The organism is Solemya velesiana gill symbiont (assembly GCF_002020805.1).
Lineage (GTDB): Bacteria > Pseudomonadota > Gammaproteobacteria > Chromatiales > Chromatiaceae > Sedimenticola_A.
On sequence record NZ_MPRJ01000063.1, the window covers coordinates 1 to 20,362 of the forward strand.

14 protein-coding genes and 1 pseudogene are annotated in these 20,362 nt (G+C 55.9%); 13 read left to right on the forward strand and 2 right to left on the reverse strand.

Annotated features, from left to right (window positions below; genetic code table 11):
* Positions 1 to 105: 105 nt before the first annotated feature.
* A complete protein-coding gene (locus BOW53_RS09575; protein ID WP_078487772.1) occupies positions 106 to 1,350 on the reverse strand; it encodes a DUF2130 domain-containing protein in 1,245 nt (414 codons plus the stop codon).
* Between the two features lie 134 nt (positions 1,351 to 1,484).
* Between BOW53_RS09575 and recC the strand changes: the two genes are divergently transcribed.
* The 5 genes from recC (at position 1,485) to sat (ending at position 12,666) form a co-directional block, all read left to right on the forward strand.
* Complete coding sequence (gene recC / locus BOW53_RS09580) at positions 1,485 to 4,685, forward strand: exodeoxyribonuclease V subunit gamma (RefSeq protein ID WP_172838848.1); 3,201 nt, start codon at positions 1,485 to 1,487, stop codon at positions 4,683 to 4,685.
* Between the two features lies 1 nt (position 4,686).
* Positions 4,687 to 8,274 carry an exodeoxyribonuclease V subunit beta gene (gene recB, locus BOW53_RS09585; RefSeq protein ID WP_078487774.1) on the forward strand — a complete coding sequence of 1,196 codons (3,588 nt, stop codon included), beginning with the start codon at positions 4,687 to 4,689 and terminating at the stop codon, positions 8,272 to 8,274.
* Positions 8,274 to 10,145: an exodeoxyribonuclease V subunit alpha gene (recD, locus tag BOW53_RS09590; protein ID WP_078487775.1), complete on the forward strand. Its 1,872-nt coding sequence runs from the start codon at positions 8,274 to 8,276 to the stop codon at positions 10,143 to 10,145. Before recB ends, recD begins: the two co-directional genes overlap by 1 nt.
* Before the next feature lie 257 nt (positions 10,146 to 10,402).
* Complete coding sequence (locus BOW53_RS09595) at positions 10,403 to 11,080, forward strand: ParA family protein (RefSeq protein ID WP_172838849.1); 678 nt, start codon at positions 10,403 to 10,405, stop codon at positions 11,078 to 11,080.
* A 395-nt stretch (positions 11,081 to 11,475) separates the two neighbouring features.
* Positions 11,476 to 12,666 (forward strand): sulfate adenylyltransferase, encoded by a 1,191-nt coding sequence (gene sat, locus BOW53_RS09600; RefSeq protein WP_078487777.1) that lies wholly within the window; start codon positions 11,476 to 11,478, stop codon positions 12,664 to 12,666.
* A gap of 153 nt (positions 12,667 to 12,819) precedes the next feature.
* On the opposite strand, the gene BOW53_RS09605 is transcribed toward sat, so the two are convergent.
* Positions 12,820 to 13,674 (reverse strand): pentapeptide repeat-containing protein, encoded by an 855-nt coding sequence (locus tag BOW53_RS09605; protein ID WP_078487778.1) that lies wholly within the window; start codon positions 13,672 to 13,674, stop codon positions 12,820 to 12,822.
* Between the two features lie 251 nt (positions 13,675 to 13,925).
* On the opposite strand from BOW53_RS09605, the pseudogene BOW53_RS13560 reads away from it, so the two are divergent.
* From BOW53_RS13560 to BOW53_RS12820, 8 genes and pseudogenes are all read left to right on the forward strand, one after another.
* Positions 13,926 to 14,507 (forward strand): annotated as a pseudogene (locus BOW53_RS13560) (efflux RND transporter permease subunit); the annotation flags it as partial.
* A 175-nt stretch (positions 14,508 to 14,682) separates the two neighbouring features.
* Entirely contained in the window at positions 14,683 to 15,999 is a 1,317-nt protein-coding gene (locus BOW53_RS13565; protein WP_216641098.1) for an efflux RND transporter permease subunit, read from the forward strand.
* Positions 15,959 to 16,717 (forward strand): efflux RND transporter permease subunit, encoded by a 759-nt coding sequence (locus BOW53_RS13570; protein ID WP_135607066.1) that lies wholly within the window; start codon positions 15,959 to 15,961, stop codon positions 16,715 to 16,717. The genes BOW53_RS13565 and BOW53_RS13570 overlap by 41 nt, the downstream gene beginning before the upstream one ends.
* Positions 16,718 to 16,747: 30 nt before the next feature.
* The gene (locus BOW53_RS13575; RefSeq protein WP_078487782.1) at positions 16,748 to 17,353 is read left to right on the forward strand and encodes an efflux RND transporter permease subunit; all 606 of its coding nucleotides are present in this window, start codon (positions 16,748 to 16,750) and stop codon (positions 17,351 to 17,353) included.
* 532 nt (positions 17,354 to 17,885) lie between these two features.
* The gene (locus BOW53_RS09630; protein ID WP_078487783.1) at positions 17,886 to 18,869 is read left to right on the forward strand and encodes a patatin-like phospholipase family protein; all 984 of its coding nucleotides are present in this window, start codon (positions 17,886 to 17,888) and stop codon (positions 18,867 to 18,869) included.
* Complete coding sequence (locus tag BOW53_RS09635) at positions 18,866 to 19,351, forward strand: putative molybdenum carrier protein (protein ID WP_078487784.1); 486 nt, start codon at positions 18,866 to 18,868, stop codon at positions 19,349 to 19,351. Before BOW53_RS09630 ends, BOW53_RS09635 begins: the two co-directional genes overlap by 4 nt.
* Positions 19,352 to 19,526: 175 nt before the next feature.
* Entirely contained in the window at positions 19,527 to 20,021 is a 495-nt protein-coding gene (locus tag BOW53_RS09640; RefSeq protein WP_078487785.1) for a DUF302 domain-containing protein, read from the forward strand.
* A 108-nt stretch (positions 20,022 to 20,129) separates the two neighbouring features.
* Complete coding sequence (locus BOW53_RS12820; protein WP_172838850.1) at positions 20,130 to 20,285, forward strand: hypothetical protein; 156 nt, start codon at positions 20,130 to 20,132, stop codon at positions 20,283 to 20,285.
* The last annotated feature ends 77 nt before the right edge of the window (positions 20,286 to 20,362 follow it).

Below are 20,362 nucleotides of genomic sequence, written 5' to 3' on the forward strand. Positions count from 1 at the left end.
CCAGGACGTCCGGGGCACTAATAGGTTGTCGAAGGCCGAGTCGATTTTGGGGACTTGGATGTCCCAAAATCTTTCACGAGGTCGAAGACTCGCTTGAGCCGTCCCTTATTCCACGTCCTCTTCACCGAACTCCAGCTGGGGGACCGCCTGAATGGCACTTCCGGCGATACCCTTGATCGAGCTGTACATGTGGTTGGTGTTCAGCAGCACCTTTTCGATCTGTTTCTCACGCTTTTTCCAGATTCCCTGCATGGCGCGTTTCTCTGACTCCAGGTCGGCCTGCATTTGGGTGAAGCCTTCAACGATAGCCTCGATCTGAAGACGGAACTCGTTGCTGGTGAGAAAGTCGTAGAGCATGCCCATCTTGTCCCCCTTGTTCTCCTGGGTGATGATGGCATGACTGAGTTGGATGAGGGATTCGCGCAGCACCAGGCAGAGCCCCTTGAACTCCTCAAAGGTGCAGATCCAGATGCCGTCCTTCAATCCCATCCGCTCCATGTCGGCTGGCATCGCCTGGGTGACAAGCACGCCGATGTTGGCGTTCTTGTCCCGGATGTCGTTTTTGAACTTCTCGATCCAGCTGGGCTGAAAGTTCTTTGTCCGCTTGCTTTCGTAGTAGATGGTCCCGCAATTGTGCCGTGAGTGGGTGTTGACGGTCTGCAGGCAGTCGGCGCCCTGGGCGCCTTTCTTGATCTCCTCCACGGTATCCAGGGGGAACTGCTCACTCAGCCAATCCTCGATGGCCAGTTCCTGCACTTCGCCCTGCATCTGCATGGACCCCTGTTCCGCCTTGCGCTGGGCCTCCTGGAGCTGCTCCTTGAGCTGGTTGATCACCTGGTCCTTCTCCGAAAGCTTCAGGGTGGCCCGGTTCTCCTCGGTCTTGCGGATCTTCTCGCGCTCCTCGTTGAGCCTTGCGTTGAGCTTCTGCTCGGTCTCCAGTTCGATTTTCCCCCTCAGTTCATCCTGTTCACGCTTCAGCCGCTCGATCTCGGACTTGGATTTGTTGAGTTCCTTGACCTTCTCCGACTTGTCCGCAAGCTCCGACTGCAGGGCTTTGATGCGTTCGCTCAGCTCTTCTTCGGCCCGGGCCTTGATCTGTGCCTCCAGCCTGGCCTTTTCCGACTTGATGCCTTCGGCGATTTTCGCCTCCAGGTTGGCGCGTTCATCGGCCAGGGCATCCTGTTGAGACTTGATCTGCGCTTCACGGTCACTCAGCTTGAGTTTTTCCCTGGCCAGCTCGTCGTTGTATTTCTTCTTGAGCTCTTCATCCAGCTGGTGGTAGAGGATCTCGTTGACATCGATCTCGTGACCGCAGTTGGGGCATTCGATCCGGTTCTGCTGTTGGCTCATCGCTTCATCCTGTTTCGGTTTAGCCAAGTATAAAACTGTTGGAGGCTCAAAACATGAGACTTGTTGTTCATGGACTCGTGGTATGAGTCCCAACACAGGTTAGAATGTGGCATCGATTTCAACGGACAGACCTGATGCTGCAGCTTTATCAAAGCAACCGATTGGAAATACTGGCGGATCGCCTGGCCCAGGTGCTGGCGACTCCCCAGGACGATCCATTCGCGCCGGAGACGGTGGTGGTGCAGCACCAGGGTATGGGGCGCTGGTTATCCCTGCGCCTTGCAGACCGGTTGGGAGTCTGTGCAAACATGCGCTTTCCCATGCCCGCCGGTTTTATCTGGGAGATGCTCGAGGGGCTGCTGGATGATGTGCCCGAGCAGAACCATTTCGCGCCCCAGGCACTGCCTTGGGCGGTCTACCAGCATCTTGACATGCTCAAGGGTGAGGACGGCTTCGATGGCATCCGGACCTATTACGAACACAACGGCGAAGTAGAGCGGTTTCAGCTTTCCCAGCAGATCGCAGGTTGTCTCGATCAGTACCTGGTCTACCGGCCCCAGTGGGTCAGCACCTGGGAGCGCGGCCAGCAGGCGGTGGAGGGTGATGAGTGGCAGGCGCAGCTGTGGCGCAGTATTAGCAGGCGTTGTGGCGGCGAGCACTGGGTCAGTTTGCAGAAACGGTTGTTCAACAAGGCACAGCAGGGTGGCTTGAACAGCGAGGGATTGCCCTCACGTATCGCGCTGTTCGGCGTTTCATCCCTCTCTCCCGGTTATCTCAACCTCCTGGGACTGCTCGGTGAACTGACCGAGGCGCACTTGTTTCTACTCAACCCCTGCCAGGAGCACTGGGGGGAGATCGTCAGTGAATCGGACCGCCTGAAACAGGAGAGCGACGAGTCGGAAGAGGCGTTCTATTTCGACGTGGGCAATCCGCTGCTCGGTTCCCTGGGTAAGCAGGGGCGGGATTTTTTCAACATGATCCTTGAGTTGGACCCCGGTTCCGAGGATCTGTTCGTACCGCCGACAGGGAACAACCTGTTGCATGGGGTCCAGCAGGACATTCTCTATCTCCAGGATGCGGGTGACCTTCCTCCCGGGGTATGGCGGAAAGATGATGACTCCATAAGCGTGCACGCTTGCCACAGCCCTATGCGCGAGGTGGAGGTGCTGAGGGACCGGCTTTTGGATCTCTTCCAGAGACATCCCGATCTCACGCCCTCTGATGTACTGGTGATGACGCCGGACATGGATACCTATGCGCCCTACGTTGAATCGGTATTCAGCGAATCCGGTGATGGCGCCAGGATTCCGTTCTCCATTGCGGACCGCAGCGCAGTCTCTGAACTGCCACTGCTGGAGGTGTTTCTGCGCCTGCTGGAGATGCCCGGGGGACGCTATGACGTCAACAGCATGCTGGCGCTGCTGGAGGTGCGGGCCGTAGCCGCTCGCTTCGGCCTGGCAGATGGTGATTTGCCCATGATTACCGAGTGGCTGGAACAGGCGGAAGTGCGTTGGGGCAAGGATGCAGGCACACGTAAGGCCCTGGGACTGCCGGAGACAGGCCAGAACAGCTGGCAGGCGGGGCTGGACAGGATGTTGTTGGGTTATGCGATGCCACCTGAAGATGCCCTGTTTCAGGATGTTCTGCCATTTGACGGTATCGAGGGTTCCAATGCCCAGGTTCTCGGCGGTTTGAAAGCCTTCGCCGACGAGGTGTTCCGGTTGGAATCCCTGTTGAAGGGAGCGCGTACCCTGGAACAGTGGGCACAGAGTATTCCGATGTTGCTGGAGCGTTTTTTCCTAGCCACGGAAGAGGAGGAGTATCAGCTGCAATCCATTCGAACCGCTGTAGCCGAAATTGTCGAGAGCACTGCCACTGCCGAGTTCGACGGCAGGGTCACCATAGACCTGCTCGGCTATCTGTTGAGAGAGCGTTTCGAGACGGGGGGAGGACACTCACCCTTTCTCGGTGGTGGCGTCACCTTCTGTGCACTGACGCCCATGCGCAGCCTGCCCTTTGAAGTGGTCTGTATCATCGGTATGAATGATGGACAGTACCCCAGGGATCGCCGTCCACCCGGTTTTGACCTGATGTCGGGAAGACATCGAATCGGCGACCGGTCCAGGCGTGCCGATGATCGATACCTGTTTCTGGAGTCCTTGGTCTCTGCCCGTCAGGTGCTCTATCTCAGTTTTGTCGGTCAGGATATACGGGACAACAGTCCCATACCGCCATCGGTACTGCTCAGTGAACTGCTCGACTATATCGACCGGACCCATCGGGATGAGGCAGGGGAGTTACCCTCCAGGACACTGTTGGTAAAGCACCCCATTCAGCCTTTCAGTCCACGCTATTTCCAATCAGGCAGTGATCTCTTCAGCTATTCGGAACTGATGTGCCGGGCAGCCGGGGTCGTTTCTGATTCGGTGCCGATTCGCCACCTTGTTTCTGAAGCATTGCCGGAACCGGAAGATGAGTGGCGCCGGGTGGAGCTTGCAGAGCTACTTTACTTCTACGCCAACCCCTCACGTTACCTGCTGAGAAACCGCCTCGGAATAACACTGCGGGCAGATGAGAGCCTGCTGGAGACCCGCGATCCCTTCGAACTGGCGTATTTCCAGCAATCCGAGCTGATGCACGGAATGGTGGAGCGGGCACTCGAGGGTGAGTCCGCCGAAGCGCTGTTGGGCCTGGAACAGGCTGCCGGACAGCTGCCCCACGGTGTCTACGGTGAGCAGTTGTTCGAAAGACTGAATGCTCAATCCAGGCGTTTTGCCGAGGGCGTAGCGACATACCAGGCAGACGGGGAGACCGTGACACTGGAGTTGGATTTCAGTCACGATAGCGTACGGCTCATGGGAAAGATTTCTGATGTGGGACCATCCGGGCGATTTGGCTACAGCGTCAATCGCCTGCCCGACAGTCGGTTGCTGCAGCTCTGGGTGGAGCATCTCGCCCTCAACCTGGCGGCGGAGGGAGGTATCACGCCCCAGACGCTGTGGTTGGACAGTGAGGAGTTGATCCGTTTCGCACCCATCGACAACGCCCCCGAACTGATGGGGCAGCTGCTCTCCCTCTACTGGCAGGGCCTCAGTATGCCACTGCGACTTTTCCCCAAGAGCTCCAGGCGCTATGCCGAGAAGCTCCAGAAAGGCAATGAACTGGAGAAGTGCCTGGAGGAGGCACAGCGACGCTGGTGTGGGAAGCATTTCCCCGAGTTCGACGATGCCTACTACCGGCTCGCTTTTCCCGACGCCGATGTGTTGAGCGGTGAGTTCATGGCGCTGAGTGAACAGGTGTTCGGAACCCTACTTGCCCACATGGAGGTACAGTGAGATGAAGCCACTGGATCTCTTCGAAGCACCCCTGGACGGGATGAACCTGATCGAGGCCAGTGCCGGCACGGGCAAGACCTACACAATCGCCGGCCTCTACCTGCGCCTGGTTGTGGAGAGAGCGTTGCCCGTGGAGAACATCCTAGTGGTCACCTTCACCAAGGCGGCAACAGCCGAGTTGAAGGAGAGGCTGCGTTCGAAACTGGTGGAGGTGCGCAGGGCATTCGAACTGGGTGCAGTTGAAGAGATAGACGAGTTCAGTGCGACGCTGCTGGCACGCTGTGCCGACCACCAGCAGGCCTATCGTCTGCTGAGCCGTGCGCTGCTGGATTTCGACCGTGCCGCCATCTTCACCATTCACGGTTTCTGTCAGCGGGTGCTCTCCGAAAGCGCCTACGAAAGCGGCCAGCCATTCCGCATGGCGTTGATGGCCGATGACGAGGAGCTGGTGCTGGAAGTGGTTGACGATTTCTGGCGACTCCACCTGCAGGATCGCTCACCGGGTCTTCAGAACTATCTGGCGGCCCATGGCGTGACACCCGATTCCCTGGCACAACTGCTCAGGGGGCGCCTGGGAAGACCCTATCTCAGGCTGCGGGGGCAGAGCGAACCCACGATGCTGGACAGGGCCGAGTGGAAGTTCGATCAGCTTTTCTCAAAAGCCAGCCAGGAATGGATTTCTGCAGCTGATGAGATAAAAAAATTGCTGCTCGAAGCCAAGGGATTGAACGGGAACAAGTACCGTAAGACCTCCATCGAGAAGTGGTGTCGACTGATGGAGAACTACCTTGGTGATACCCCGGGCGAATGGTCCGACAATTTTCACAAGTTCACAACCGGCACGCTCAACGAGTCCCTGAAGAAGGGTGGTATTGCACCGGTACATCCCTTTTTCGAGAGTTGCCAGTCTCTCCTGGAGCAGCGTGAACAGTTGCAGCAGGCCTATGACGAGTTGTACAGCTCGCTGGCCATTCAACTGATCGACTACGTGAACCGTGAATTGGCGGAACGCAAGTCACAAGCCCGCGTTCAGTCCTACAACGATCTGTTACTGCGCCTGAACCGTGCGCTCGAAGGGACTGCAGGCGAATCCCTGGCGAGGATGTTGAGACAGCGCTACCGGGTCGCCCTGATCGACGAGTTCCAGGATACGGACCCGGTTCAGTACGGCATTTTCAGGCGCATTTATGGTGCGGAGCGTGAAGTAGCCTACCTGGTGGGTGATCCCAAGCAGGCGATCTACAGCTTTCGCGGCGCTGATATCTTTGCCTATATCGAGGCACGGGGAGAGGCGGAGGCGCAGTTTACCCTGGATACCAACTGGCGTTCGGCGCCCCAGTTGATCAACGGAGTCAACGCGTTGTTCAGTGTCGACCATGGCGGGTTTCTGTTCAGGGAGATCCCTTTTCAACCGGCACTCCCGGCACCCGGGGAGAAGTTCGAACGCAAGCGACTGGAAGAGCAGGGAGGGGCAATCGATCCGCTGCGCATCGGCCACATGCCTGGCCAGATGAACAAAGAACAGGCTACCCAGTGGGCAGTGGATTGGACCGCAGGAGAAATCAACAGGCTGCTCGAGGCAGGGAGACGGGGTGAGATAACCCTCGGCGGTGAACCATTGGCCAGCAAGGATATTGCAGTTCTTGTGCGCAGCCATGCCCAGGGCAGCAGAATACGGGCGGCCCTCGACAGCTACGGCATTTTCAGCGTACTGCGTTCCCAGGATGATGTGTTCCAATCTCCTGAGGCGCTGGATCTCGAGCGGCTGATGAGCGCGGTGGTGGAACCGGGTCGCGAGTTCCGGGTGCGGACCGCGTTGGCGACCGACCTGCTGGGACTCGACGGCAATGATATCTACAGGCTCTCCCAGGATGAGAATGAACTCGAGACGCATCTCGAGACCTTCAGACGTTATCACCAGGCCTGGCGGGAAAAGGGTTTCATCCGGATGTTCCGCCTGCTGCTCAGGGAACAGGACCTGCCTGCACGCCTGCGCAGCATGGAGAATGGCGAGCGGCGCCTGACCAATCTTCTCCATCTGGGTGAGCTTTTGCACCGGGCTGAACGTGCGGAACGCCCCAGCATGGAAGGGCTTGTGAAATGGCTCTCCCAGCGCCGGGCGGGTGAGCGGCCCGAGGACGAGGAGCACCAGCTGCGGCTGGAGAGCGACGAAAAGCTGGTGCAGATCGTTACTATCCACAAGAGTAAAGGGTTGCAGTACCCGGTGGTCTTCTGCCCCTTCCTCTGGAGCGGAGGATTACGCGCCGATGATGACTGGCCGGTGGATTTTCACGATCCCGACGAGGGTTACCAGGCCGTTTTGGATCTGGGCAGCGATGAGATGGAGATGGCAAAGCAGCATGCCCTGCGGGAAGAGATGTCGGAGAACCTGCGCCTGCTCTACGTGGCCCTGACCCGGGCACAGGAGCGCTGCTACCTGCTGTGGGGAAAGGTACTGGGGGCAGGTCACTCCGCCCTGGGGTGGTTGCTGCATCCGCCATCCGACCCCGGCAGCGATGATGCCCTTCAGCGCCAGGATGCGAACTTCAAGTCGCTTACCGAAGACGATCTGCAACTGCGTCTCGGTCAATGGGCGTCGGAGGCAGGAGAGGGCGTGCAGGTGGCGATCGCTCAACCTGTTCATGCCCAGGTAGATGAGAACACGGCAGGCGGGGCAAATGCTCGCGGGGATACACTGAACTGCCGAATCCTCAGCAGAGAGATTCAACGGGATCGCCGGGTGACCAGCTTCTCCGCACTCACGGTCCATGGCAGCAGCGTGGAACTTCCCGATCATGATGCTGGGCTTGATGGACACGAAGTAGCGGAGGAGACGTCCCTCCGGTTGGATATCTTCACCTTTCCCCGTGGTGCCCGCCCCGGCAGCTGCCTGCATGCCATTTTTGAGAATATTGATTTCACAGATACCGACAGGGCGACCCTGGAACAGGTGGTTTCCGATAAACTCATCGCTTTCGGGTTCGACGGGATATGGCTTCCCTGTGTCTCTGCCATGGTCCGCAATGTGCTCGACAGTGAACTGGATGCCGGTGTTGCCCTGAGGAATGTCTCTACACGCAAACGGTTCGTTGAGTTGGAATTCTATTTTCCTCTCGCCTCCATTGATGGGGCCGGGCTGGCGGCGTTGCTCAGGCGTTACGGTTATGGTGAAGCGCCCTGTTTTCAGCGAGCAATAGAGCAGCTGAAGTTCCAGGATATCAGCGGCTACATGAAGGGTTTCATCGACCTGGTGTTCGAGGCCGATGGCCGTTTTTACCTCCTCGACTACAAGTCCAACTGGCTGGGGCCTGCTCCCCGGGATTATGCCCAGGAGCGAATGGAAGAGGTGATGGCCCGTCACTACTACTTTCTGCAGTACCTGCTCTATACCCTTGCCCTGCACCGGTACCTGAAGACCCGCCTTGCAGACTACGACTACGATCGGCATTTCGGTGGGGTCTATTACCTGTTCCTGAGAGGCATGGATGCCGAATCCCCAGGCCATAACGGTATCTACAGGACAAGGCCTGGGCGGGAGTTGGTTGAAGCGCTGGAGTCATACATCTGTGCCGAAGGAGAGCCCCTGTGATGGATGCGCTGGACAGGCAGCTATATGCGTTCAGGGAGCAGCAGGTTCTGACCGAACTGGACCTGCAGTTTGCCCGTTTCATCTGCAGGTTGGAGGGCAAGGCATCACCCGTTCTTGGGGTTGCAGCGGCCCTGGTGAGCAACAGCACCATGACGGGTCATATCTGTCTCGAACTGGATGAGTGGAGCGGCCGGGAGATCAAGACAGGGGAGGGCGACGAGATTGTCTCGTTGCCCGGGAAAGCGTCATGGATCTCCGCCCTGGGTGAGACCCAGGTGGTAGGCCATCCTGGGGATTACTGTCCGTTGGTGATGGATGAGAAGGGGCGTCTCTATCTCTACCGCTACTGGGATTACGAGCAGCAACTGGCCAGCGATCTTTTACAGCGGGCCGCGCAGACGATCTCCGGCATCGATGAAGATCGCCTGACCAAAAGTCTGCAGGGTCTGTTTCCGAAAACTGGAGAAGTTGCTACGGATTGGCAGAAGGTTGCCGCCGCAGTCGCCGCACTGAAGGGATTGAGTGTCATCTCCGGCGGGCCGGGTACCGGTAAGACCACCACGGTGGTGCGCATCCTTGCACTGCTGGTGGAGCAGTACGAGACACCGCCAGCTATTGCCCTGGCGGCGCCCACAGGCAAGGCGGCAGCCCGCCTCCAGGGCTCCATACGCAGTACCAAGCAACGTCTGGACCTGGGGCCGGCAACACGGGACGCAATTCCGGAGCATGCCGTTACTCTTCATCGTTTGCTGGGGGGAGGGCACAATGCAGTCAGCTTCCGTCACAATCGGGGCAACCCGTTGCCCCTGGATGTGCTGATTCTGGACGAGGCTTCCATGGTGGACCTTGCCCTGATGAGCAAGCTGCTCCAGGCCTTGCCGGAAAAGGCCCGGCTTATCCTGCTGGGGGACCGCAATCAACTGGCTTCAGTGGAGGCAGGCGCAGTACTGGGTGATATCTGCGGCAACTGGCGTGGGTTCAGTCCCGGTTTCCGAAAAGAGCTGGAACAGCTGATCTGTGAATCCCTGGGCGATATGGGGCAGGATGCCGGGCCGCTATCAGACTCCATCGTGGAACTCAAGCACAGCTACCGGTTCGGCAGCGAAAGCGGTATCGGGCGGCTGGCCGAGGCTGTCAATCAGGGGGATGCGGAACAGGTCATCCAACTGCTCAGCTCCGATGCCTATGGCGATATCCTCTGGCATGCCGAAGATGAGAGTCCCATCGAAGCGGCCGCCACTAGTTACCAGGTGTACCTTGAAGTAGTCGGCGATGGTGCAGGTGTTGAGCAGGTTTTCGATGCCTTTGACCGCTTCCGGGTACTCTGCGCAACCCGCCAGGGTGCTTTGGGGGTAGAGGAGATGAATGTCGCGATCAGCAGTGAGCTCGACCGCAGAGGCCTGATCAGGGCAGACCATACCTGGTACCCGGGACGCCCGGTGTTGATAACCCGAAATGACTACAACCTGCATCTCTATAACGGGGATATCGGTATCACGATGCAGCTGCCAGACGGCAGTCTGAGAGTCTGTTTCCGGTCGGTAGATGAGACGGTGAGACATTTTTCCCCTTCTCGCCTACCCCAGCATGAGACGGTATTCGCCATGACCGTCCACAAGAGCCAGGGCTCGGAGTTTGAGCGGGTACTTCTGGTGCTGCCACGCGCAGATTCACCGATTCTGACCAGGGAACTGATTTACACGGGATTGACACGCGCCATTAATACTTTTGAAATTAATGCTTTACAGAGTTTTATTAAAGTTGCTGTGCAGCGTCGATTGAGCCGGATATCAGGCCTGAAAGAGCGATTATGGGAAGGAAACAAGGCGGTGAGTGAGCAACTCTCCCTGTTCGGAAAGGAAATTGAGTGAAGTGAATCACACAATATAAACGGAATATCCGCAGAATCACTTGATTTCTATTGGAGAATGGGTCGACAATGACGCGGGATATTTTTGTGGGTAAATATTGGATTATTTGCCCACCTCTAAGAACCTGCTGCAGATCGAGGTAGGAAGGAACGCCTCGGATCGTTTGAAAAAAGACCATAGAAGTCAACAAATAGCGGTTCATGGCCGGTGCTGGAAAGGAACCAGACACTTGCCATCAGGGGAGACTATTCAGGCCCATGCACAACATAATGGTGCTCAACGCCAAAGGCGGTTGCGGGAAAACCACGCTCGCGACCACACTCGCATGCTACTTTTCCGGTAAGGGTTACAACACTGCCCTGATGGATTTCGATTCCCAGCGTTCAAGCACACGCTGGTTGGAGATACGCTCGTCCGAGCATCCGGATATACGTTCAATCGATGCGACCCGGCCGACAACCGGCATGACCAGAACCTGGCAGCTCTATTCAGGGCAGGGGACTGACGTCGTGGTCATCGATACCCCCGCAGGAACCAACGGCGGTGACATTTCCGATCACTTCAATCGTGCCGACACCATCATCATTCCTGTGATGGCCTCGATTATTGATTTGCACGCAGTCGAGGGGTTTCTCGAGAATCTGCTAAGGCTGTCCCGACACCGGCTGAAGAGCAAACGCATTGGCTTGGTGGTCAACCGTGTCAGATCAAGAAATTCCAAGATTTACAAGGATATCCAGGCCCTTTCTGAAAAGACCGGTATTCCCCTCATTGCCACCCTCAGGGATACCCAGAACTACCCCATAGCCATGGAATCCGGTATCGGTATCTGCCAACTGAACCTGACCGCATCCACCCGCAAGGACAGGATGCAGCTCGAACCCCTGATAAACTGGCTGAGCAAAGATCTCCGGAAATCAAGACTCAGGTGGTAAAGGATGTTTCGGAACCCCAGTCCCAGTGGGTTGAACCCGTTGCTGCAGGGGCATCCTGAAAAAGGTCTGATTCAGGCGTTTTTTCCCTGTTGAACCAGGTCCCAAATCAGCATTTTTTTTACTCCTGCATAAATATAAATTAGGGAAGGTATTCACCCTGATGTGATACGGTATGGCGTGCTGTACGAGGGGAGGGGCAGTGGTTCTTTAAGAGTGATTCCATCTGCTAACCGCATACAGTCATTTAACAAAAATTCTGAATCTGGCTGGTACAACTGATTATTATCAAATACCGGCTAATAAATTTGACAGAACATTGTGGCCTGCCACCACTGCCAAGAAATAACAGTTACTGGCAGTGCCGTTCGACTTAAATCCTAGGGAGACGAAGCGAGATGATCAAGCCCGTCGGATCCGACACACTTCAACCACTGTTTGTCTATGACACCGACAAGCACCACGAACTGATGCATGAGGCAGAGTCCCTGCCTTCAGTTGTGATCAGTTCCCAGGCGGCCGGTAATGCGGTCATGATGGGCGCAGGGTACTTCTCCCCGCTCAAAGGCTTCATGAACGTTGCCGATGCCATGGGCTGTGCCGAAAAGATGCAGATGACTGACGGTAGCTTTTTCCCGGTGCCGGTCATGTGCCTGCTGGAAAGCGTGGATGCGATCAAGGACGCCAAGCGCATTGCGCTGCGCGACCCCAACATGGAAGGCAATCCTGTCCTGGCCGTGATGGACATCGAGGCAATCGAAGAGGTCAGCGACGAGCAGATGGCCGTGATGACCGACAAGGTCTATCGCACCGATGATGCGGAACACCCCGGCGTTGCTGCATTCAACTCCCAGGGCCGTATCGCTGTTTCCGGTCCCATCCAGGTACTGCACTTCAGCTACTTCCAGGATGATTTCCCCGATACCTTCCGCACCGCCGTTGAGATCCGCAACGAGGTGATGGAGCGTGGCTGGAAGACCATCGTCGCTTTCCAGACCCGTAACCCCATGCATCGTGCACACGAAGAGTTGTGCAAGATGGCCATGGACGCTGTCGACGCCGACGGTGTGGTCATCCACATGCTGCTCGGTAAACTCAAGCCTGGTGACATTCCTGCGCCTGTGCGTGATGCCGCCATCCGTAAAATGGCCGAACTCTACTTCCCGGCCAACAGCGTGATGATCACCGGCTACGGCTTCGACATGCTCTACGCGGGTCCCCGTGAAGCGGTTCTGCACGCCTACTTCCGTCAGAACATGGGTGCAACCCACTTCATCATCGGCCGTGACCACGCCGGCGTGGGTGACTACTACGGCGCCTTCGACGCCCAGACCATCTTCGATGACGAAGTGCCTGAAGGTGCCCTGGATATCGAGATCTTCAACGCTGACCACACCGCGTACTCCAAGAAGCTTAACCGCGTGGTGATGATGCGCGATGCACCGGATCACTCCAAAGAGGACTTCGTGCTGCTCTCCGGCACCAAGGTTCGCGAGATGCTGGGCCAGGGCATGGCGCCCCCGCCTGAGTTCTCTCGTCCTGAAGTGGCCGAGATCCTGATGGACTACTACCAGTCCCTGAGCAAGTAAATACTGCTCAGACAGATCGTATGATCTGAAAAAGCCCGCCTCCCTTTGGGGAAGCGGGCTTTTTTATTGGCCAAGGATGGCCTTATGTCGCGAAGGGCATGGATGCCGGGAGCGGCGATATTCGCCGTCGCCAGCCCCTATATCATTCGAGGATTAGCGTAGATTAATCTTGTATGACGGATACTTCGCATTCAGTGCCTTGGAGAAGTTAGCAAAGTCCATGGTGACAGTTGCAAGCTCCACACCCTCGAAATTGGCACCTTCCACGTTGGCCCGTCTTAGAATCGCCCCTCCCATTACGGCATTGGTCAGATCCACGTTGCTGAGATTCGCGTGCTTCATGTTGGTGTCTTCAGCCGAGATATTACGCATCCTGGCATTGGAGAGATCGGCTGCTTCCAGGTTCGCTAGGTTGATCACAGTGAACCCCTCGGGTACAGCACTCTCCATAATGGCGTTGACGAGTTTGCAGCGGATCATGTTGGCGTCGTTGAGATGGCTGTCATTGAGGTTGGCATCGCTCAGGTTGGCTTCTTTCAGGTTGGCCTTGATGAAGAGGGCATTGCATGCCGTGACACCTTTTAGATTGCTGCGGAAGAAATCGGCTCCGCGCATGTCTGCACGTGTTAGATCGGCACCCTCGAGGTTACTCTGCCTAAGTTCCACCTCGCGGAGGTCAGCACGGGTCAGGTTTGCACCGGAGAGGTCGCACTCACTGAGAATCGCAGCGCTGGCGGCTTGCTCGGCCCCCAGTTTTGCATTGCTCAGGTTTGCTCCCTTGAGATTGACGCAGGTGAGTGTGGCGCTTGATAGATTGGCCTGTTCAAGGTCCGAGCCACTGAGATCCGCGTTGCTGAGATCTGCAAAATTGAGCAGGGTATTTCTCAGGTCTGTATTGCTCAGATCCGCACCTTCCAGGTACATCTCCCTGAGGTCGGCGCCTGCCAGGGTTTCACCTTCAAAAGTGAACAGTACCTCGCCTGTTTCTTTGTGCCTGATATCGACCATCTGAAACTCCCGTTTTTTCTATATTTATTGGTTACTCATCTATTTCCAGAATAGCAGTCATATCCTGTGTCAGGAAGGTGTCTTTCCGCACGGATTGATCCTGCTCTATGTTTTTATTTTTCCGCTCCTTTAGCTGATGTAAATCAATTAACATGGTGGCGCCGTAAAGATCCCGCTGTTGATCACCTGGATCATGTACTAGTTATTTAATTAAATAATAGGATATTTCTTTCGTTCGGGGAGAACGGCACATGACTAAGCGCCCCCCGAAGTACAGGTCGAGGCGGCCGGCCCTGACACATCCTGCAATTCCCAACGAAACAGTCAAACCGTTGGGACTTGCCGGCAATATTGCGCGCCTGTTCATAGAATCTCCCCTCTCTCCCTTGCTGCTGTTGACGACCCTCTTCATCGGTATGCTGGGCCTGATGTTTACGCCTCGGCAGGAAGACCCGGAGATCTCCGTTCCCATAGTGGATATTTTCATCAGTTATCCCGGTGTTTCGGCCCAGCAGGTTGCTGCACTCGCTATTGATCCGTTGGAGCGGATGATGAGTGAGACAGCTGGCGTAAAGCATGTCTATTCCGCATCCCAGCGGGAGCAGGGGATGGTTACCATGCGGTTTATTGTCGGTGAGGAGTTGGGGCCATCCATTGTCAAGGTGCACGACAAGCTGCAGTCCAATCTGGACAAGATGCCACCCGGTGTCTCCATGCCCCTGGTCAAGCCCAAGGGGATCGATGATGTTCCAGTGGTTACGGTGACACTCTGGTCTGAACAGACCGACGACAGCTCCCTCCGTATTCTGGCTCATGACGTACTGCAACGGTTGCAAGCGAGTCTTCGACCTCGTGAAAGATTTTGGGACATCCAAGCCCCCAAAATCGACTCGGCCTTCGACAACCTATTAGTGCCCCGGACGTCCTGGTCAGCGGTCAGCGAAGGAGGTCAGGAATACTGGCCAGGGTTTCGTGGTCGGGGGACGGCCCAGGGAGATTCGTGTTGAGGTGGATCCAGGACGGCTTGCCGGTTTCGATGTGACGTTAGACACCATGGCTGCAACCATACGCTCGGCCAACGGAGAAAAGGGAACGGGTTCCATGGAGACCACGGATACGGCCTTCCGGGTCTCCTCCGGAGCGTTCCTCAGATCTGCGGAAGATGTGGCCAGGCTGGTGGTGGCATCCCGCCATGGCCAGCCGGTTTATGTCAGGGACCTGGCGCGGGTGGTGGATGGACCCGCGGAGGCTGAGCAGTTGGTCACCTACCATAGCGGTCCGGCCGGGATAGAAGGTGAGCCGGCTACGGATGGGGCGTCGGCAGTCACTATTGCCATTGCGAAAAAAGAGGGAACCAATGGCGTCACCATTGCGAAAAATATTCTTAAGCGGCTCGAATCCCTGAAGGGAAACCTGATTCCCGATAATGTCCATGCCTCCGTTACCCGGGACTACGGCAAGACCGCCAACGACAAGGTCAATGAACTCCTGGCGGCCCTGCTGGGCGCTGCCATAGCGGTTAGCCTGCTCTGTTGGATTACTATTGGAACCCGCCCAGCCGTGGTGGTGATCGTGATCATTCCCGTGGTGATTCTGATTACCATCTGGTCGGCATGGGTGCTGGACTACACCATCAACCGGGTCAGCCTGTTCGCACTGATTTTTGCCATCGGTATCCTGGTGGATGATGCCACGGTGGTGGTTGAGAATATCTTTCGTCGTTGGCTGCATGATGACGACACCAGCGTGGAGACGGCCGTGGATGCCGTACGCGAGGTGGGCAACCCGACCATTATTGCCACCCTTACGGTTCTGTCGGCCCTGCTGCCCATGGGATTCGTCAGTGGCATGATGGGTCCCTATATGCTGCCGATTCCCCTGCTTGCATCGGTGGCGATGATATTTTCCCTGTTTGCGGCATTCGTGTTCACCCCCTGGTTTGCAGTGAAGCTGCGCCCAGAAATGGAAGCGCTGAAACGGGCCGAGGTGCGTGAAGGAAAAATACAGGATGGAATAGGACGCTATTATCGGCCCCTTATCGAGCCGCTGGTCAATAACCGTTTCAAGGGGAAGATTTTCCTCTGGAGCATCGTGATTTTGTTCTTCCTGGCCTGCAGCATGTTCTATACACAGGCCGTAACCGTGAAGATGCTGCCGTTTGACAACAAGCCGGAGTTCAATGTCGTCGTCAATATGCCGGAAGGCACCAGCCTGCCGGTTACCGCCAATGTCACCTACAGCCTGGTGCGCGCCCTGAAGGAACTGCCGGAAGTGACGGCCTTGCTTGCAGTCCTATGTAGGTACTGCATCGCCATTCAACTTTAACGGCATGGTCCGCCACTACTATCTTCGCCAGGCTTCCTGGGAGGCGGATATCCAGGTGATGCTGAAGGACAAGGGAGATCGTGACAGGAGCAGTCACGAGCTGGCCGTTGCGGCAAGATCACTGCTGACACCCATAGCCAGGGAATACGGGGCCAGGATAGCGGTAGTCGAGATGCCACCGGGACCGCCGGTAGTGCAGACCGTGGTAGCAGAGGTGTATGGCCCGGATGATCAGACCCGAAGAGCGGTGACAACTGATCTGAAGCGCATGTTTGACCAGGTGGAGAACCTGGTGGATGTCGACACTTACATAACCGACACCTATGAACGTTGGCACTTCGCAGTGGATACGGAGAAGACGACACGCAGAGGGGTGTCGGTGGAAACTATCAATCGCAATCTCGACATGGCGATGGGTGGCTACCGGCTTGGTGATGTGAAACGCGGTACGGTACTGGAACCGACTTACCTAGTTATCCAGCTTCCCCTCAATCGTCGATCGGAATTGTCCCAGCTGGCTGTGCTGCCGATACCTTCCGAGTCCGGGCAGACCGTTCCGTTATCCGAGCTCGGTAAATTCGAACGCATCCCTGAAGAGCGGGTGATCTATCACAAGGACCTGAGGACCATTGAATATGTCACCGGCGAAATGGAGGGGAAGCAAAGTAGGCATCCGAACACGGCGTGTAGTCATTGGGAGGCGACTGTGGAGCGGTAACGAGCTTGCGATGTTATCGCGTAGCGGTCGGTGATCAGCGGAACCTTGGCAGGCGCACCGGAAGAGTCCGGAATTTCCGCATTCGAACGGAGCGGTGAGTGGGTTGTGACCTACGAGACCTTCCGCGACCTGGGACTGGCTTTTGCCGCGGCGCTGGTGCTGATCTACATACTGCTGGTATGGGAGTCCGGTAATTTCATTCAGCCTGCGATTATCATGGCTCCTATCCCCTTGACCCTTATCGGGATCATCCCGGGTCACTGGGTCCTTGGTGCTGAGTTCACTGCGACCTCGATGATCGGATTCATCGCCCTGGCCGGTATCGAGGTGCGCAACTACATACTGCTGGTTGATTTTGCCAAGAACGAGATGCACCGGGGAAGGGTGGTGAGCGAGGCCGTGATGATGGCGGGCCAGATCAGGATGAGGCCGATCTGGGTAATCGATCTGACCATGATGGCGGGCGCCTTTGCAATCCTGTTCGACCCTATATTTCAGGGCATGGCCATCTCTCTTCTGTTCGGTCCCATCGTGGCGACCTCCTTGACATTGATCGTAGTTCCGTTGGGCTGCATATCCGCCTCAAAGGCCTTCTGTGACACTAAGGAGTCTAAAGTTGTAGAGGCAGCCGATTGAGTTGACTGAAGTATTCCCGTTATAAGATTCGACAGAGTGTCTTGACGACAGTTAAGATGAGGTCGTCATAGCCTATTAACACGGCACTCTAAGCCGCTGTGTTAATAATAAAAACAAACGCGGAAATTGTTGCGCAGAGTGGCAGCCAGTAGTCGCAGTAGTAATAGGTTCGCTGTGCAGGTTTCCTATTTATTCGGTTCGGAGGAGAACCCCGATGAAAATAGAGACCCTAGCTGTTCATAGCGGATTTGATCCAGACCCGACAACCAAGTGTGCGTTGGTGAATCTGGTACTGGCGAGGAAGCATTTATTGCCAGTTTGACAGGCACGTTGCGCCTGAAAACCCTGAAAAGGCCAAATTCAGGGCCAATTCGGGGATAAAAGACAGGCTTATTTGACGAATATTTGAATTTGGGTGCCTGGTGAATGAAAACTCTAATTTTTCAGACCATCCCTTGATGTTCCCGGCTTCTATGCGCGAGAATCGCTTGGCATATAAAATCGGGTGAAGTTTCGCCAAGGAATATCAACAATGACTCAAAAAACAGTCTCCCTGGTGCTGGGTAGCGGTGGCGCTCGCGGGTTGACGCATATCGGCATCATCGACTGGTTGAATCAGAACGGCTTCCGCATCGACTCGATCTCCGGTTCTTCCATGGGTGCGCTTATCGGTGGTATCTATGCCGCGGGTGAGCTCGAGACTTATGCTCAGTGGGTGAGGGCGCTTGAAAAAATAGACGTCCTGAAGCTTGTGGATTTCTCTTTTCGCCGCAGCGGGCTGATCAAGGGTGAGAAGGTGATCGAGACCCTGCGTGAGCTGATCGGTGATCGCAACATTAAGGACCTGCCCATCTCCTTCACTGCCGTGGCCACCAACATTGAAGACCAGCGGGAGGTATGGCTCAACAAGGGTTCGCTGTTCGATGCCATTCGGGCATCCATTGCTATTCCAACTGTATTTACTCCTGTTGAATACCGCGGCAAGACATTGGTGGATGGCGGACTGGTCAATCCCATTCCCATCGCGCCCACCTTGCGGGACAAGACCGATATCACCATCGCTGTGAACCTGAGTGCAAAAGCCGATCCCAGTCTCGATAAACCTTCAACCTGGGATGAACTGAAGGAGAACGACAAAGGCTACCAGAACAAGTTTTCTGATCTGGTGGAGTCTCTCAGTGCCAAGGCAGACCGGAAATTTGGCAAAACTTTGAACATTGCCGAGATTGAAGATGGCGCTGGCCGCTACCAGCATAAGATCCACCAGTTCGTGGACGGACTACAGCAGAAACTGGGCCTTCCGGACGAAGAGGAGATGGGGATCTTCGAAGTGGTTTCAGGCTCCATCGAGACCATGCAGAACCTGATCACCCGCTTTCAGCTTGCTGCCTACAGCCCGGATGTGATCATCGATATTCCAATCAACAGCTGTACCTTCTACGAGTTCTATCGTGCCGAGGAGATGATCGGGCTCGGTCGTGAAAAAGCTTCCGAGGTACTGGAGTCGATGAAATGAAGGACCAGGCTTGGTGCGTTGAGAAGGTTGTCTCGGGCGGACAGACCGGCGTCGACCGCGCCGGACTCGATGCAGCCCTGGAGCTGGGTATACCTTGCGGAGGCTGGTGTCCCAAGGGACGCCGGGCAGTGGATGGGGTGATCCCTGATAAATATCCTCTGACAGAGACTTCGGCCGAGAACTACAACCGCCGCACCGAGTGGAACGTGCGGGACTCCGATGCCACCCTTATCCTGAACGAAGGTGCTTTCGAGGGTGGGACGGCCGTCACGCAGGTGTATGCCGAGAAACACAAACGACCCTGTCTCGTGGTTGCTCTTGACCAGAAACATGATCATGCGCCTGTCAGGAAGTGGTTGGCAGATAACCGAATCAAGGTGTTGAACGTGGCTGGACCCCGTGAGGAGAAGCGTCCCGGGATCCATCAGCGAGCGTGGGACTTTCTTCGAATACTCTTTTCCGGCTGCCCGGAAGGGCAATAATTTTCCCTCAGGATTTTTGTCATTAAATCTTGATATGGATCAATTATAGTGCTCTGCACCAATTGACGAATTTCATTGACCATAAGAAAATTCTAATAAGCAGAATTATGCAGCTGAAATGCTCTTATTGGCAGTAATACATATCAAACTATTTGGTATGTGAAGGGGAGTTAAGATGTTGAAAGTAGTACTGGGTTTTGTTGTCGGTGTCGCTCTGACCATTGCGACAGCAGTGTTTGCAGCCGGCAGTTTCATGTTCAACGAATTCGAGAGTCCTTTCGGGGTGGAAGAGACTGCCGCGAGGATCCAGGCAAATATCGAAGGCCTGTCCGAGGAGAAAGGATGGAAGCTCTCCGCACTGCGCGACCCGGCCAAGGCTGTAGCGGCTTCGGGTGGCAACGTTCTTCCTGTACTGCTTGTGGAGGCTTGCAGTACCGCTTATTCCAAGCCTCTCCTCAAGGAGGACGATACCCGTATCCTCTCTATCCTGATGCCTTGCAGCATCAGCATCTACAAAAAAGACGATGGAAAGACCTACATCGGCCTGATGAATGCTGGGCTGATGGGCAAGCTTTTCGGCACCAAGGTCGCCTCCATCATGGACAAGGTCGCCGAAGACCAGGCCCAGTTTATCAAGTTCGATCCGAAAAAGCCGGCTCCGCCCCTGTAGAGACTGTGCCCCGGTGGCGGCGCTGCAGGTGGCAATGGCGACGCCAGCGGTTGCTGACAGACCTCTACGAGGCATCGGCATCTGACACTTACTTTTTCGGAGTAGATTATGAACAAGATGGGATTAGGGATCGGCAGGGGACTGCTCCTCGTCGGCCTGGTTCTGCTTGGGGGAGTTACCCAGGCGCAATCAGAAGAGGGCGCAACCAGCGAGGCGCCCAAGAGCATTGGTGGTCCACTGACTAAGGATGGTCTGAAAACTTAGAGTTTTCATTCACCAGGCACCCAAATTCAAATATCCGTCAAATAAGCCTGTCTTTTATCCCCGAATTGGCCTTGAAT